The organism is Paenibacillus sp. sgz302190, from assembly GCF_059820445.1.
On sequence record NZ_JBZYAO010000027.1, the window covers coordinates 1 to 15,454 of the forward strand.

At 49.7% G+C, this 15,454-nt stretch carries 14 protein-coding genes; 8 read left to right on the forward strand and 6 right to left on the reverse strand.

The annotated features are described in order from the left end of the window. Positions 1–140: 140 nt before the first annotated feature. Positions 141–932, reverse strand: a complete 792-nt coding sequence (locus AC6RNO_RS24845; RefSeq protein WP_488435262.1) for a Crp/Fnr family transcriptional regulator — start codon at positions 930–932, stop codon at positions 141–143. 296 nt (positions 933–1,228) lie between these two features. Between AC6RNO_RS24845 and AC6RNO_RS24850 the strand changes: the two genes are divergently transcribed. From AC6RNO_RS24850 to AC6RNO_RS24860, 3 genes are all read left to right on the forward strand, one after another. Then, positions 1,229–1,660 (forward strand): GAF domain-containing protein, encoded by a 432-nt coding sequence (locus AC6RNO_RS24850; protein WP_488435261.1) that lies wholly within the window; start codon positions 1,229–1,231, stop codon positions 1,658–1,660. Positions 1,661–1,723: 63 nt separating this feature from the next. Beyond that, positions 1,724–2,377: a response regulator gene (locus tag AC6RNO_RS24855; RefSeq protein WP_497107118.1), complete on the forward strand. Its 654-nt coding sequence runs from the start codon at positions 1,724–1,726 to the stop codon at positions 2,375–2,377. Then, positions 2,370–3,476: a histidine kinase gene (locus AC6RNO_RS24860; RefSeq protein WP_497107119.1), complete on the forward strand. Its 1,107-nt coding sequence runs from the start codon at positions 2,370–2,372 to the stop codon at positions 3,474–3,476. Before AC6RNO_RS24855 ends, AC6RNO_RS24860 begins: the two co-directional genes overlap by 8 nt. A gap of 618 nt (positions 3,477–4,094) precedes the next feature. Here the strand turns inward: AC6RNO_RS24860 and AC6RNO_RS24865 are convergent. The 3 genes from AC6RNO_RS24865 to AC6RNO_RS24875 form a co-directional block, all read right to left on the reverse strand. Beyond that, the gene (locus tag AC6RNO_RS24865; protein WP_497107120.1) at positions 4,095–5,228 is read right to left on the reverse strand and encodes an MFS transporter; all 1,134 of its coding nucleotides are present in this window, start codon (positions 5,226–5,228) and stop codon (positions 4,095–4,097) included. A 17-nt stretch (positions 5,229–5,245) separates the two neighbouring features. Next, entirely contained in the window at positions 5,246–6,406 is a 1,161-nt protein-coding gene (locus AC6RNO_RS24870) for a PrpF domain-containing protein (RefSeq protein ID WP_497107121.1), read from the reverse strand. Positions 6,407–6,601: 195 nt separating this feature from the next. Then, positions 6,602–8,002 carry an MFS transporter gene (locus tag AC6RNO_RS24875; protein WP_497107122.1) on the reverse strand — a complete coding sequence of 467 codons (1,401 nt, stop codon included), beginning with the start codon at positions 8,000–8,002 and terminating at the stop codon, positions 6,602–6,604. Positions 8,003–8,660: 658 nt separating this feature from the next. On the opposite strand from AC6RNO_RS24875, the gene AC6RNO_RS24880 reads away from it, so the two are divergent. From AC6RNO_RS24880 to yunB, 4 genes are all read left to right on the forward strand, one after another. Next, positions 8,661–9,524 carry a LysR substrate-binding domain-containing protein gene (locus tag AC6RNO_RS24880; protein WP_497107123.1) on the forward strand — a complete coding sequence of 288 codons (864 nt, stop codon included), beginning with the start codon at positions 8,661–8,663 and terminating at the stop codon, positions 9,522–9,524. Between the two features lie 144 nt (positions 9,525–9,668). Next, positions 9,669–10,499 carry a formate/nitrite transporter family protein gene (locus tag AC6RNO_RS24885; RefSeq protein ID WP_488435259.1) on the forward strand — a complete coding sequence of 277 codons (831 nt, stop codon included), beginning with the start codon at positions 9,669–9,671 and terminating at the stop codon, positions 10,497–10,499. Next, positions 10,496–11,773, forward strand: coding sequence for a class II aldolase/adducin family protein (locus AC6RNO_RS24890; protein WP_497107124.1), 1,278 nt, complete (start codon positions 10,496–10,498; stop codon positions 11,771–11,773). Before AC6RNO_RS24885 ends, AC6RNO_RS24890 begins: the two co-directional genes overlap by 4 nt. Before the next feature lie 89 nt (positions 11,774–11,862). After that, positions 11,863–12,663: a sporulation protein YunB gene (yunB, locus tag AC6RNO_RS24895; RefSeq protein WP_474680017.1), complete on the forward strand. Its 801-nt coding sequence runs from the start codon at positions 11,863–11,865 to the stop codon at positions 12,661–12,663. A 24-nt stretch (positions 12,664–12,687) separates the two neighbouring features. Here the strand turns inward: yunB and AC6RNO_RS24900 are convergent, their stop codons facing one another. Next, complete coding sequence (locus tag AC6RNO_RS24900; protein WP_474680018.1) at positions 12,688–13,740, reverse strand: M23 family metallopeptidase; 1,053 nt, start codon at positions 13,738–13,740, stop codon at positions 12,688–12,690. Between the two features lie 138 nt (positions 13,741–13,878). On the opposite strand from AC6RNO_RS24900, the gene larC2 reads away from it, so the two are divergent. Beyond that, positions 13,879–14,361 carry a nickel pincer cofactor biosynthesis protein LarC2 gene (gene larC2 / locus AC6RNO_RS24905; protein WP_497107125.1) on the forward strand — a complete coding sequence of 161 codons (483 nt, stop codon included), beginning with the start codon at positions 13,879–13,881 and terminating at the stop codon, positions 14,359–14,361. Between the two features lie 58 nt (positions 14,362–14,419). Here larC2 and larC read toward each other — a convergent pair whose 3' ends face one another. Then, positions 14,420–15,448 carry a nickel pincer cofactor biosynthesis protein LarC gene (gene larC, locus AC6RNO_RS24910; RefSeq protein ID WP_497107126.1) on the reverse strand — a complete coding sequence of 343 codons (1,029 nt, stop codon included), beginning with the start codon at positions 15,446–15,448 and terminating at the stop codon, positions 14,420–14,422. Positions 15,449–15,454 lie beyond the last annotated feature (6 nt).

Sequence of the window (15,454 nt, forward strand, 5' to 3'; positions counted from 1 at the left end):
GGCACGCCAGATATGGCTTCGCCCATATCTTTTCACACTGCACGCAGCACCCCGCGCGCGGTGTTGCGCTGCATGACGGCGGCCGGTCGACCGCGCCGGAAGACGCCCCTACGCCGGGCAAGCCGGCGAGAGCGGCTGCGCTACATCCGGCAAATTTCCGCCGGGCAGTTCTCGCAGTGGCATATATCCTGCAGGTAGGCCAAATCTTTGATGACGATGAGGCCGTTCTGAAACTCGACGGCTTCTTCTTTTCGCATATCGCTGAGCATCCGGTTAACGCTTTCCCGGGTCGCTCCGATCATATCGGCCAGCTCCGTATTGTTGATTCTGTAGTCGATCCGCGTATGTTCCCCTTGCGGCACGCCGTAGGAATTGCTGAGCCGGATGAGCAGCGAGCAAAGGGCGCCGGGCTTGCCGTACATCAGCAAATCGCGAAACTTCGTTTCGGTCATCCGGTGCATGAGCCCCATCCATTTCATGAACTCGACGGCCAAATCCCCGTGCTGCCACAGCACAACTTCCAGATCTTTGCGCTGGATCATGCCGATCTCGCTGTTTTCCGTAACCTCTGCGCTGAAGCTGTGCATCGAATCGCGGAACGGGTCCATCTGGCCGAACAGATCGCCGGCTTGATGCAAATACAGAATGAAGCTTTTGCCCGTATCCGACAGCTTCGTAATGCGTACGCCGCCTTTTTTCACAAAATAAAGCTTATCCGCGGTTTCACCCTCCCAGAACAAATAGTCCCCTTTATTGGCGTGTCTCGTATACATGATGCTTTGCAGCCTCTCGAAATTTTCCTCCGAAAAAAATTGCGCTATCCCTTTACCGGCCCGGCTTTCGGTTCCGATCCCTGCTCCCGTTCCCCCGCAAGTTGCCGCTCCCGCTTTTTTACATCCGCCCACCGTTTGTTTTTCTATGCAATTCGTCATCTTTCCGCCGCCTCCTCGATTATGTTTCGCTTACATTTATCATAGCGCAGCAGACCGTTTTTGATTATCGGGGGTTACGCTGATCTTTTCGGGAAAATCCCCCTAAAAGTTTGTGAGAAACATCACAGCATCACGCTTTGGAACTGCTATGAGACCAGGGAACGGCCGCCATCGCCGGGAAAATCCCTGAGAACGATTTCGGGGTTTTCCCTGACATACAAGTTCTCTGCAAACGGCTACAATTAAGAGTAAAACATTGTGCCCGGTTGAGCATGAAAAAATGGGAGGTGGTCGTCATGACAGCAGAGGCAAGCATCCTGCATGTGTTAGAGCGCTTGCGCAGCCTGACTTCAAGCGATTTTATCGCGTGGGCTCCCGTAACGGGACAGCTGAAGTCCATCCGTTGGAAATATGCACTGGGCAGCCGGAACGACCGCATACAGCATATGCGGATCAAAAAAGGGTACGGCCTGGCCGGAACGGCCGTCAAGCTGGAAAGAATGATCAGCCTTGACGATACGCATTCGGATGCGGACCGGTTAAGGCAGCATTGCCCGGTCATGTTGGCCGAGCATTTGCATACCGCTGCGGCGATTCCGGTCAAGCACAGCGCTGTGCTGACGGGCTTGCTCTATATCGGGAAGCGCACGCCGCCAGGGTACCGGGAGGAAGAACTGAATGAGGTCAGCAGCATGCTGCACAGCATGATGGGCGAAACGGATCAGTGAATTCCCTGATGGGAGCTCCATTTTCTGCTACAATAGTAGAGAAGACTCGGGAGGAGGACGGACATGCCGAAAATTTTGGTCGTTGACGATCACGCTGTTGTGAGATCGGGTCTTATGATGCTGCTGGACGGCAAGCATCAAATGGAAGTGATCGGCGAAGCGGCGGACGGGGATGAAGGCATCCGGGCCGCGCAGCGCCTGCAGCCGGACGTTATCCTGATGGATTTGAACATGCCGCACGGCAAAGACGGGCTGAGCGCGACAGCCGAGCTGAAAAAATTGATGCCGCAAGTCGCCGTGCTGATTTTGACCATGCATGACGATGACGAATATTTATTCCGGGCCATTCATGCCGGCGCATCGGGCTATATTCTCAAAAGCGCTCCGCACGAAGAGCTGCTGAACGCGATACGTTCGGTTTCGGAAGGCAACGCTTATTTGTACCCGACCGCTACGAAAAGGCTGATGAGCGAGTATATCGACAAACTCAAGCACGGCGAGAACGGCGGCACGTACGAGTCCCTTTCGGAACGCGAGAGAGAGGTGCTGGCTTTGATTGCCAAAGGCTATTCCAACAAGGAAATTGCCGAGCAGCTTATCATCAGCGTGAAGACGGTGGAAACCCACAAGAGCAATGTCATGGAAAAGCTGGGCCTGAAAACGAGGCCGGAGCTGGTGAAATTCGCTTTGAAGAAAGGGCTGTTGAACTTTGAATAACGAGCGAAATGAGCAGCGGCAGACGGCTATAGGGGAAAATGTGCCGGATATTTTGGCCCGGTTGGACGAACAAATCGCCGATCCTTCTTTTCAGGAGGAGGTCAGACAGTCGCTAAAGCAGTTGGCCGATGTGAAATTCGCCCTTGACGAGTCCTCCATCGTTGCCATAACCGACCATAAAGGAAGCATTCAGTATGTGAACGAGAAGTTTTGCGAGATTTCCAAATTTTCGCGTTCCGAGCTGCTGGGGCGGGATCACCGGATCATCAATTCCGGGTATCACGGCAAGGAATTTATGGCCGATCTGTGGAAAACGATTTCCTCGGGCCAAATATGGCGCGGAGACATAAAAAACAAGGCCAAGGATGGATCGTATTATTGGGTGAATACGACGATTGTGCCGTTTCTCGATCGGGAGGGCAAGCCCTACCGGTATTTGGCGATTCGCAGCGAAATGACCCGGCAAAAGAAAGCGGAGGAAGAGCTCCAGCTGATGATGACGCAGGTGATGCAGATTCAGGAGGAGGAGCGACGGAGATTTTCCCGCGAACTGCACGACGGTGTGGGTCAAAGCCTCTTCTCTCTGCTGATCCAAATGGACCGGCTGATCGGTGAAGACGCGAACCCCGAGCTGGGCAAAATCCGCCAAACCGTCTCCAATATTATTGAAGAGGTCCGCGATTTGGCCTGGGAGCTGCGTCCGTCCGTTTTGGACGATCTTGGCGTGCTTCCCGCGCTCAGAACCTACATTGACAATTACACGGAGCATTACGGCATCCGCGTCCAATTAACGAGCAACTTGCGCAAGCGGCTGGGCGCGCTGGAGGAAACCGCGATTTACCGCGTGATCCAGGAAGCGCTCACGAATATCGCCAAATATGCGGACGTGTCCGAAGCGCAGGTCGAGGTCCGCGACCACGACGCTTATGTGGAAGCGCGCATTGTGGACGAGGGCAAAGGCTTTATCCGCAACCGCGGCTCCAAAGGAGTCGGCCTGTTCAGCATGGAGGAGAGGGCCAAAAGCATCGGCGGACAGCTGACGATCAGCTCGGCCGCAGGGAACGGGACGGCGATTACGCTGATAGTGCCTAAAAAATAGGCAAGGTATGCAGTCATGATTCATCAGATATGCACAAAAGTAACCGTCGGAAAGACTCCAAGGGTACAGCCGCTTATTCTGGGCGCAAGCCAGTACCGGCTTAGCTTGCGGAACTTCGCAAATGGTCGGGAAGCAGCTTGGTAGGGAGAAAACCTGCGAAAGCGCAGGTTTTTTCTGTTAAATTGGTCTATTTTGGCGAAAAACCTGCGAAAGTGCTGGAATTTTCGCTGAAAATGAACCGGAGCCACTGTCCCTGCTTCAAAGCCTGCATTTTTGCAGGAATTGTTCGTAGCCAGCGATCAAGGACGTAAATTCATGTATTTTTGCAGGTTTTCTTCGCGCAGCCAGGCAGATTGTGGTTTTTGCTTCTGACGCGGGGATTTTTGGGGCAGCTTGAGAAATAGGAATAGTTCGGGAGCTGATTTTTTACTTCAGCTCATAGTTTCGGTTGCGATTTACCGCTCTCCAGTAGTGCATAAGCCGGAAATGAAGGATATCCAAATTCCAATAAATCTGCGCATTGATCACAAATTTTTTCGGTGATTCGCGTTTCCTCAGTATTACATACCGGACAAAATACTTTTGAATTCATATTCATTCACATCCTTTATTAATCTCTCACGTTTCATCAGCGTCGGATCTGGTCAGATACGCTCCCCCGATCAACAATATACTGCTGACATAAAACACAGAGACAAGTCCGACAGTTGAACCTACTAAGCCAAAAAAGAGCGGTGCGATTAATTGAGATAGCCTGTTGGACGCCAACCGAAGTCCAAGGACTTCACCTGTTCTCATTTTGGGGGAAGCATTGTAAGTCGTGGTCATCGACAAGGGTTGTCCACAACCCAAACCTGCTCCCATTAATGCGCTTAGCAAAAAGAAAATATACAACTGATTTGTAAATGGGACTAGGAGAAACGAGATCCCTGCTGTAAGGATGGAAGCTATTAGAATTTGATTCCGACCAAAGCGGATAATGAATTTAGGCAAGAAAAATCGGATAGCGACCATACTTATTCCTTGAACGGCAATTATCCATCCAATGACACTCGGTAAAATATTCAGTTGTTTGGCAAATAGAGGGAAATATGCCACAAATATATCTCGTGAATACAGAACAAGCGCACTAGAAACCAACGCTTTCCTTAAAACCGGCATTTTCAATAGACTCAAGGAACCTGCTAAGGATAGACCAGCCGACTCGTTCTTTTTAAGAATGACAGGCAAAAAATAAGACAGAGCAATCGGTATCACACCAACGAAAGTTGAAATGAGAAAAGCATACCTATAAGAAAAATGTTGAACCAGATATCCTCCAGCGATCGGCCCCATTACGCTGCCCAATGACATCGCCATACTAAACATACTGAAATATTGATCCCGGTTCGTAGAATTTGCAGAATTCCCTAGGACATTTTGAAGTGATATATTGATAAAAAGCTGTGAAACACCTACGATAGCTTGAGATACGTATAGGGACCACATGGACGGAAAACAATAGGGGAAGACCATCCCTACTGTCATTCCTGCTGCTCCCAAAAAAATGGGAAGCCTATCGCCCACATAATCCGCGATTCTACCTGCGTAAATAGCGAAAAACAATGGAAAGAAAGCGTAGAAAGCAGTGACCATTCCTATTTCAAATGTATTTGCACCGAGTTGGGAAGCAAATAATGTGACGACAGGTCTGGTGATATTCAGCATGACTTGAAATCCGATTGTGATCATGATGACAATTCTTAATACCATAATCCTCCACCTTCAATCTAAGCTCCCAGTACAGAAGCCGGTACGTATGAGTATCCGTCCATCAGTCTTCTTGCGGTCCTGCCGCAAGCCGCGCGATCAATATTCCAATCTAGACCCTTGTTCTCTACGACGGTCTCGACGTACATGGAACCTGACGGATGTCCTATACGTAAACCAGAGATTGTCTGGGACACTTTCTCGTAAGCAAGAGTTCCCGGAATTTTACACGCTGCAGCTAAAGCTATAGCTCCGCTCACCGCAAATGCTTTATGCAAGGATCCCATTGTGATATAGCGAGAAATAATATCGACTTCCCCTTGCTCAATTCGTCTATTTGTCAGGGTTACATAATCTGTTGGAGATGTCACCATGACGATCTTCGGCAAGGCATGTGTAGTAGGTTTAACATCCTCTCCTGGCTTAATGAGACCGGCGAGGATGCCTCCCTGCACTCTTATTTGCTCTAACGTATCCATCAGAGTCTTGTTTTGATTGACCTCCTGCTGTAGTTCCGTCCCCTTGGCTCCTACATCCTCAGCTCTTACAATTACAATGGTATTGGCGCAATCCACGATACTTACCTCAAAGCTCCTGCCATCTTCGATTTGAACTGTATCCTTAGCATTTCCTGTAGGTAAGGTTTTTCCTGTAAAGGTCCCGCCCGAATTCAAAAAATTCAACATGATCTTCGAGGACACGCCAGGAACGCCGTCAATGGAGAAATCTCCTTCATATATGATTTGTCCATTAGCTACCGGTATTTCGGCGACGATGATTTTGTCAATATTGGTATTATAGATATGAACGGCTGTAACGGGTTCCGTTAAGGGGACATACCCTTCTTCAGCGGCGTAGAGGCCTACTGCAGTTATTAAATTTCCACAGGTCACCTTATAATCAATGACATGATTCTCGACACTCACTTGACCGAAGGTATAATCGATATGTGCACCGGGTCGTGAAGGAGGACCTACGATTGCCAGCTTGCTCGTCAAACTTGTACCTCCTCCTAGGCCGTCGATTTGGCTGCTATCCGGACTGCCGAACATTCTCAAAATCAATTTATCCCTAGTTTCCGGATTGGAAGGCAGATCGTATTTTCGTAAGATCAAACCTTTGCTAGTGCCTCCCCTCATGATGGTTGTCGGAATTTTTATCATTTGTCCGAAATCGTACATCTCATACCACTCCTCTAATCGTTCTCTCTTCTTGAGGTCCAAATGACTCATATAATAAATGTATTAGAGTATAAGGAATAAATAAAATATTTATTTTTTATTTATTTCAATTAAATATTTTGATTTCTAATTTGTTGGTAATAAAAGACGATATAAGAACACTGCCTTGAATCAGCGTCTTACATCGTCTTTTCATTACTTCACTGATATTGACTCTTGCCCAACGACTTTCGGCTTATCACTATTGATCTCATCCAGATTGCGCTTATTCGTCTTTGGACCAAAACTAAGGGCCATGGCTGATCCGATCCATGTTGCGGCAATTAGAGAAAAGACACTCATATTTCCAAAGTGAATAATAAAATAACTGATTACGATTGGCCCCAATACATTTGAAGCTCGACCGATACCATAAGTGAAACCATAACCCGTTGCTCTTATCTCAGTAGGATACAATTCTGAGGTATAAGCATATAGATTCGAAGAGTACACTCTCTCCATCAAATTTACTAAAAAACCAAAGGATATTAGAAATAGAGGGTTAAAAGTCATTCCGTATAAAAGGACGCAAATTGCGATAATTACAGATGATACAGCCAAATTCCATTTCCGTTCGAAACGATCCGAAATAAAAGCGCCTACTAATGCTCCTAATGGCGCACCAACCGTGATTAATGAACTGTAAATTAATGATTTATTTAATTCGATGCCCTGTTGTACCAGTAAAGTTGGGACCCAAGAGGAAAATCCGTAAAACCCGATGGTTTGGAAAATCCAAGCCAGCGTCAGAATCGTCGTTCTGCCCAGGTATTTCCCCTTAAATATCTCGATAAGAGATCCTGTTTTTAATTGTGTCTTCGGTCTAAGGACAACATCAGTTATAGGAGGCAGTTGGCCTTTTTCCTGGAGAACAGTTTCCTCAATTTTTTGCATGATGGCTTCTGCTTTTTGAAAATCGCCGCGCGCAAAGTGCCATCTGGGTATTTCCACCAATTTACGAAGAAAGTATATCGAGAAAAGTCCTAACGCCCCCCACGCGAATACGTATCGCCATCCATCCGGGCCTAGTGTAACCAAATAACTTGAAACCCAAGCGGTTAAAGGAATTCCGAGCAATCCCACCGCAATAGTCATACCTTGGTATTTGCCGCGGGAAGCAGAAGGGAAGAATTCACTGACGTAAGTATTCGCGTTTACTAGCGCAGCCGATGCCCCCATACCTGTTAAAAACCGCAAGACGCCTAGTGAAACCGGATCCCAAGCAAAAGCTGTTAGCAAAGAAAGAACTGAGAAAAAGACAGTGTTTGCAATAATGGCATTTCTTCTCCCGAATTTATCGGCTACCCATCCGCCGAATGCAGAACCGAGAAACATTCCCAAAAAAGAACAAGATGTAATAAGACCAATCGTGCTAACGGACATTCCCCAATGTTTTTTTAATGCAGGCGCAACATACGAAAACGTATTCAAGTCGGCAAACTCAAAGAAATAAACAATAGCTAGCGCTGCAATAACTTTTCTATGAATACTTGTTATCGGGAGACGATCTAATCGGCTTGAAATATTGGTTCCGCTTTCATTTCGTGTGATATTCAATTTGATTCCTCCAAATCATATCATTTGCTTAATAAGCATTCAGTATTCACCCGGTTGTACAACTTAACTTCAACATCTGAATTGACATAAAAAAAATATATTTTTTTTATCGATTGTAATAAATTTTTTGGATTTCTAAAGCATTTTAACCTTCTTCATTCACGATAACCCTCCAAGCCGGCATAGCGATCAAACGTTTTGTTCATGTTTCTCCTCCCCACCTATCGTTTATTGTGCCCTACTTGCGATTCCTATCTTCTCGATTAGCTCTTTATTCACCAAAGAGCGTAATGACCGTATCGTCCGCGAAACGTGCTCTCGTTGGGGAAACGTTTTCAAACAAATGAATACTATGCGATCCGATTGACCTAAAATTATTCATTGCGCTCCTCCTTACCTTTAAGGTACCATACATATATAAATAAAATTAAATACTTATATTTTATTAAAAATGATAACTAATTTTTATGTCGAAAATTTCATGATTTATCCATCATCCAATCAATAAGCTATTAAATAATTATAACATTGACAAGTTCATAGTTGATTCACAGAACCTTCACAATAGAACAAATATTAATTTTTTATTGTTTTTAATAAAATAATTTTATATTTCAAAATGAATAATTCAGTGAAAACGAAAGAGGTGCGGCATTCAATGGAAGATAAAGATTGGACCATGCTGCTAACGTTATACGAACAGCAAAATATTACAAAGACAGCCGAAATTTTATATGTTTCTCAGCCGTCGTTAAGTTACCGCATTCAGCAATTAGAAAAAGAGTTTGGTGTGAAAATTATGCACAGAGGACGACGCGGCATTGAATTCACACCGGAAGGCGAATACTTGGCCAAATATGCGGAAAGCATGCTGCTGCAATTACAACAAGTAAAAGAATTTGTCCAAAGTATGGATAATAAGATATCGGGCACGTTAAAAATTGGAACCGCCAGCAGCCTAGCGCGGTACCGGCTTCCTTTTATTTTAAATAAATTTCATTCGGAATACCCGGATGTCGAGTTTAAAGTTACGTCTAACCGAAGCTCAGAACTAACAAATTCGGTCTATAAGCAAGATGTTCATATAGGCTTTATCCGGGGAGATTATCACTGGGCGGAAGAAAAACATTTGATCATGACTGAAAATATTTGGATTGTATCGAAGAGAGAAATTTCATTAAGCGAACTACCTGACCTGCCAAGAATCATTTATAAAACGGACTGGTCCTTAGAGAATTTAATTGATAATTGGTGGAAGGAAACTTTTTCAAAACCACCGACAATCACGATGGAAGTTGATAATATGGAAACTTGCAAAGAGATGGTATTAAGCGGTTTCGGCTATGCAATCATACCCGCAATCGTACTTAAAGATAATGAAACTATAAACCGGATCCAGTTAAGAACAAAACACGGCGAACCTATTCTGCGTGAATCCTGGATGATTTATCGCAAAACATCCCTAGAAATTTCACTTGTTAAGGCATTTGTGGAATTTGTAAAAAATATGAAATTAATGTGACCTGATCGTCAAGTACGGGATTTCCGCGACAGCTGCGGGAGCCCGTATCTTTTTTTCGCATAATATTGTGATAATTTTCACATACTCTGGCGCGCTTTTTTTCTATACTGAGGTCGAGAAAGCTTCGTTGGAGGTGCGTGCGGTATGGGGTTTGCGAAGCCTGAGACCATTTGGGAATATGCTGCAGCCGCCGGCGAAAAGAAGGCGCATATGAGCCTGGGACGCCAGCTCTCGCTCGGTTTTTTGGGAGGAGCCTACATTTCGCTCGGCTTTTTGCTTTACATCAGGGTAAGTGCCGCGTTTCCGCCTTTGTGGAGCGGGGTCGGCGGATTAATGGGGGCCGCGCTGTTTCCTCTCGGGCTGATTCTTACCTTGCTTGGCGGCGGCGAGCTGCTGACGGGCAATATGATGGCGGTACCCGCCGCTTACCTGGCCAAGCGGATAAGCTTGAGGAGCGCGGCCTGGAATGTGGCCGTCATTACGGTGGCGAACTTTGCCGGAGCGCTGTTCGTCGCCTACGCGTTCGGGCATTTGGCGGGATTGACCGAACAGGGGGTTTTTGTCCAAAAGCTGGCCCAATTGGCGCATGTCAAAACGGAAGAGCCGTTTGTGGCCGCACTGCTGTCGGGGATCGGCTGCAATTGGCTCGTCGCCCTTGCGGTTTGGCTGTCCTACGGCGCCGAGGACGGCGCGGGTAAAATAGGCGGCATCTGGTTTCCGACGATGGCGTTTGTGGCGATCGGGTTTCAGCATGTGGTGGCGAACATGTTTGTGATCCCCGCCGCGATCTTCGCCGGGCAGTCGAACTGGAGCGCTTATGCGAGCAATTTTGCGCCCGTTTTTTTGGGCAACCTGATCGGCGGAGCTTTGTTTGTAGCGGGAATATACGGACTGGCTTACCGAAAGGAAACAACAGGCGGCAGCGCCGCCGCCGATTTTACAAAAATTAGTGAACCGGGGAGGAAGGAAGCATGAAGGACGAACTGCTGCATCCGGCCGATCAAATTTTGATGATGATGGAACGAATTTACGGGTACGGGATGACGACGACATCGGGAGGAAACATTTCCATTCTCGACGATAACGGCGATATGTGGATTACGCCTGCCGGCATTGACAAGGGTGAGCTGAGCCGCCGCGACATTGTGTGCGTAAAGCCCGACGGAACCGTAGTCGGACACCATAAGCCTTCGAGCGAGTACCCGTTCCACAAGCTTATTTACCGCAAAAGAAACGATCTCAGGGCGGTCGTTCACGCTCACCCGCCTGCACTCGTCGCATTCAGCATCGTGCGAAAAATTCCGAATCTTTACGTGCTGCCGAGCGATCACCTGATTTGCGGCAAAGTAGGGATGGCGGCCTACGGCCTGCCCGGCAGCGAACGGCTGGGGGAAAACATTGCGGCTGTTTTCGAGCAGGGGATAAACACCGTAATGCTTGAAAATCACGGCGTTGTCGTCGGCGGACGGACGCTGTTCGAGGCGTTCATGGCTTTTGAGACGCTTGATTACTGCGCCAGACTGGAAATTAACGCGCGGCGGATCGGAACGCTGCAAACTTTGGCTCCGGAGCAGCTCGGGACGAAACCTGCCGCGTCCATCCCGGACTTCGTTCCCGGCCGCTGCACGACAAAAGAAAAAGAAATCCGCCGCGACATGTGCAAGTTCATCCAGCGCGCCTACGATCAGAAACTGTTCACCAGCACCCAGGGAACATTCTCCCAGCGGATCGACGAGCGTTCGTTCGTCATTACGCCGTACAACCGGGACCGCAAATACCTGGAAGCCGAAGACCTCGTCAAAATCGAAGACGGGCGCAAGGAGGCCGGCAAAGTCCCGAGCCGTTCCGTGCTGCTGCACCAGTATATATATGAAATGCAGCCGCATATCGAATCGATCATTATGGCCCATCCGCCCCATATTATGGCGTTTGCCGTCACGGATGCGGAATTGGATTCGAGAACGATTCCCGAGAGCTATATTTTGCTCAGGGGGCTGCCCAAACTGCCGTTCGGCGCGACGTTCCTATCTCCCCGGGAGACTGCCGCAATGTTCACGAAGGAGGTTCCGGTCGTCATAGCGGAGAACGATTGCGTCATCGCCACCGGGCACAGCCTGCTGCACGCCTTCGACCGGCTCGAAGTGGCGGAGTACAGCGCCAAAGCCGTCATCGCCACCGAATGTCTGGGATCTATCATCCCGATCGATTCCGGAAAAATCAGGGAGATCGAGGAAGCCTTCCGGCTGTAGGCGCTGCCCGGCAGCGGCGATTTCCTTCTTTTTTGGCCTGCCGCCGCATAAAGTGGTAGTAATGACAAGCAGGCTAAGGGGGGAATCGGATGCTGCGAAGACGGCGGTGGAGAAGCAGGCCGACGGGCAAAGTAAGCCGCAAAAAGGTGCTGCTCATCGGGCTTCTCATCTTTGTCTTGTTTGCCGTTCAATCGTTCGCGTTCGTGGAGCGCAATTTGCGTCCTCCACTGATGAATTTGGCCAAGGTGCGCATCAAGCAAATCGCGACGGAATCGATCAACAGCGCAATCGCGGAAAACGTTGCAAGGAAGGTGAACGCTGAGCAACTGATGGATTGGAAAACGGATAAAAACGGGAAAATTACCGGGTTTATGCTGAATTACGCCGAACATATGCGGATTACTTCAGAGACGGTCAACACCGTGCAGAGCGAGCTGAAAAATCTTCGCTCCGTTTCGGAGCACATCCCGCTCGGGATGGCGATGAACAGCGCCGTCCTGGCGTCTTTCGGTCCGGACGTTCCGATCCGCCTGCTGCCTGTCGGCAGCGTGAAGGTGGATTTGAACACGCGCTCGCAAAACGCAGGCATCAACATGGTGCTGTTCGAGGTGTATGTGCGGATCATTGCCGAGGTGTCCGTCATTATTCCGTTCGACTCGGATTCGGAAATCGTCGAAACGGAAATTCCGATTTCCTACTCGCTGGTCGTCGGCGATGTGCCGACCTACTATTTTGACAACAAAGGCAACCCGGTTGGCAGCAGCAAAGATGCCGTTCCTCCGAATTTGTCGCTCCCCGTCCAGCCGCAGTCGGGCGCAGCCGTCCCGAAGGCCGATGTACCGGCGTCCGCCGACAAAAAAGAGGAGCAGTCCGAGCCCTCGTCCCACTAAGGACGATCAGCCCGGACTGCCGTTTTACTTGCTTTGCAAGCGGGCGCTCTCTTCCCGCTCCCATTTGCGCAAGTACGGATACGGATCGAAGCTCCACTCGTTCAAGCCGTTATCGCGGTAAAGGCCGAAATGCAGGTGAGGCGGAAACTTGCCCGATGTGCCGGGTTTGCCGTAGCCGGAGCTGCCCACCCATCCGATCGGCTGCCCGGGCTTGACGATATCGCCCTCTTTGAGCCCTTTTTGGAAAGCGGACAGATGCGCGTAATAATGGTAAATGTTATCCACATCGCGGATTCCGATCCGCCAGCCGCCGTAAGGATTCCAGCCTTTTTCCTCGATAATGCCATAGCATGTGCTGCGTACCTGGACGCCGTGTCTGGCAAACAGGTCGGTGCCTTCATGAATCCGGTCGCCGCCCCAGCCCCGGCTTGCTCCCCAAGTGCTGCGATACGAATAATCGGCCTGCAAAGGAAGCGGGAACGCGTGCTCGTTCAAATCAAGCGTGCCAAAAGTGCTGTAAATCCGGGCAAACTGCTTGATTCGCTGCACGCTCAAAGTATTTTGATAATAATTCCACAAATTGATCTGCATATCGTCTTCGCGGGTCCCGTCCTTGCTGATGATGGCCGTCATCGAAGCGAGCACATCCATATCGTTATTGCGGTCGGCCGCGCCGTCGCCGGAGCCGTCCCGGCCATAGCCGTGAAACAGAGCGATCGAATGCGGATTCGTATCCTGCTGATCGGGGTTCAGCAAACCGCTCCATTCGGCTTCGGCAAAATAAATGTTTAACAGCCCTTGGCGCGCAGGCCTTTTGCGGGCGATATTCAAACTCCGCTCATATTGGTCGACGGCGGCCAAGTAAGTCCATGGGATGCCCGTGACAAGACTTGTTTTTTCGAATAATTCTTTGCGGTCCGCCGCGATTTTTTTCATGTCTTTTGAAGAAACGGGGGCCGCCGACTGTGCGGTTTGAACGCTTTGCGCCTGCAATTTATCCGCCTGCATGCCCGGTTCGGTTACGATGAGGAGGCAGCTGAGAACGAGAGCCCGCGGCCAAACATGTCTGCTTTTCATCTCTACCATCCTTCCTGGAATGTCAGTTCCTAGCATGCGCCAATCATGGAATTTTTATCACGAACGGTGAACAGTTTCGTACCGAGTTTCCAAAGGTGCCGTTTTTTGCTATGATGCGGGTAAGAGGTGAGAGAGGGTATGTTCAATCACAGGGAAGAGCATGTGGACGACGGCATGCTGCTGATTCAAGCCAATCTGGACGATATGAATCCCGAGTGGGTTTCTTATATTATGGACAAGCTGTTCGATACCGGGGCCAATGACGTGTATGTCATTCCGATTATTATGAAAAAAGGCAGGCCCGGCGTCATGCTGAACGTGCTTGTCGATGCGGGCGTGCTGGAGGCTGTCGAGGAGGTTATTTTCAGTGAAACGACGACGCTGGGCATTCGCTACATGCACGCTTCCTGCCATCGTCTGGCCAGAGAATTCCGACATGTACAGACCGCATGGGGGCCGTTGACCATCAAGGTCGGCTACCATCAAGGCAAGCTGGTGCAGTATGCGCCGGAGTTCAAGGAATGCGAGCAGATCGCCAAGCGGCATAACGTGCCCTTGAAACGCGTGTACGACGAAGCGAGAAAACAGTTTATGGCCGAACATATAAACGCCTCCTCCTGACGTGCGGGAAGAGGCGTTTGCTATTAGGGTCACGCGCAGCGGAGCAGGCGGCCCATCGTTAATGTCTTTCGCTGCAAGTTCCGGTATGCCTGTGCTTGTCCAGCTCACCGGGAGCCGGAACGTGCGGATGGCTGTGGTCATGCCCGTGAGTATGATGGTCATGGTGGTCATGATGGTCATGCCCATGATCGTGCTCATGATGCCCATGTCCGTGATCGTGACTGTGACCGTGCTCATGGTGCTCATGGTGAGAATGTCCATGCTCATGATGATGGTGATGATGATCCTCATGCGTATGCGCATGGCCGTGCTCATGAGCGAGATGCTCGTGCGTGATCTGCCACTTGCCGATAAAAGGATCGGCTTTGCCGACGACGACCCGCAGCACGTTCGGCTGTTTCGGCAAATCGCGGGTGCCCGCCCCGTACCCGATGGAATCTACGATCATCGGCGGGAAGCTCTTGGAGAACTCGTCCACGATGCCCGAAATGATGCCCGCGCCTGTAGGCGTCGTCAGCTCCAGGCTGTACGTCGTCGAGGCGATGGGCAAGCCGCGCATCATCTCCAGCGTAGCCGGGGCCGGCACGGGGTAGATGCCGTGGTCGATATGAATCGTGCCTGAGCCGAGCGGCACCGGGGACGCATAAATGCGCTCGATCTGCAGCGAGTCGATGGCCAGCGCGACGCCGACGATGTCGACGATGGAGTCAATGGCTCCGACTTCGTGAAAATGTACTTTTTCGACCGGAATTCCGTGTATTTTCGCTTCGGCAATGCCGATTTTTTCGAAGATCGCCAAGGCGAGAGCGGTCACCCGCTCATTGAAGCCGGCATGCCGAATGACGTGCGCGATTTCCGAATAATGGCGGTGATGCTTCGGCGGATGCTGCGGGTCGAGGATGACGTCGAGCTTCATCGCCGAAATGCCGCGCTTGACGACGCGCTTCCATTCCAGCGTGTAAGGCTCGAGCTTGATCTTGGTCAGCTCTTCCTCGATGTAAGCGCGATCCGCTCCCGCATCGACCAAAGCGCCCAGCGTCATATCGCCGCTGATGCCGGAGAAGCAGTCCAAATACAATATTCGCATAATAGG

What these genes read in the sequence shown, in the direction of transcription:
- AC6RNO_RS24845 (WP_488435262.1), bottom strand. Translation starts at nt 932, where the DNA reads ATGACGAATTGCATAGAAAAACAAACGGTGGGCGGATGTAAAAAAGCG.
- AC6RNO_RS24850 (WP_488435261.1), top strand. Translation starts at nt 1,229, where the DNA reads ATGACAGCAGAGGCAAGCATCCTGCATGTGTTAGAGCGCTTGCGCAGC.
- AC6RNO_RS24855 (WP_497107118.1), top strand. Translation starts at nt 1,724, where the DNA reads ATGCCGAAAATTTTGGTCGTTGACGATCACGCTGTTGTGAGATCGGGT.
- AC6RNO_RS24865 (WP_497107120.1), bottom strand. Translation starts at nt 5,228, where the DNA reads ATGGTATTAAGAATTGTCATCATGATCACAATCGGATTTCAAGTCATG.
- AC6RNO_RS24870 (WP_497107121.1), bottom strand. Translation starts at nt 6,406, where the DNA reads ATGTACGATTTCGGACAAATGATAAAAATTCCGACAACCATCATGAGG.
- AC6RNO_RS24880 (WP_497107123.1), top strand. Translation starts at nt 8,661, where the DNA reads ATGGAAGATAAAGATTGGACCATGCTGCTAACGTTATACGAACAGCAA.
- AC6RNO_RS24885 (WP_488435259.1), top strand. Translation starts at nt 9,669, where the DNA reads ATGGGGTTTGCGAAGCCTGAGACCATTTGGGAATATGCTGCAGCCGCC.
- AC6RNO_RS24890 (WP_497107124.1), top strand. Translation starts at nt 10,496, where the DNA reads ATGAAGGACGAACTGCTGCATCCGGCCGATCAAATTTTGATGATGATG.
- yunB (WP_474680017.1), top strand. Translation starts at nt 11,863, where the DNA reads ATGCTGCGAAGACGGCGGTGGAGAAGCAGGCCGACGGGCAAAGTAAGC.
- AC6RNO_RS24900 (WP_474680018.1), bottom strand. Translation starts at nt 13,740, where the DNA reads ATGAAAAGCAGACATGTTTGGCCGCGGGCTCTCGTTCTCAGCTGCCTC.
- larC2 (WP_497107125.1), top strand. Translation starts at nt 13,879, where the DNA reads ATGTTCAATCACAGGGAAGAGCATGTGGACGACGGCATGCTGCTGATT.
- larC (WP_497107126.1), bottom strand. Translation starts at nt 15,448, where the DNA reads ATGCGAATATTGTATTTGGACTGCTTCTCCGGCATCAGCGGCGATATG.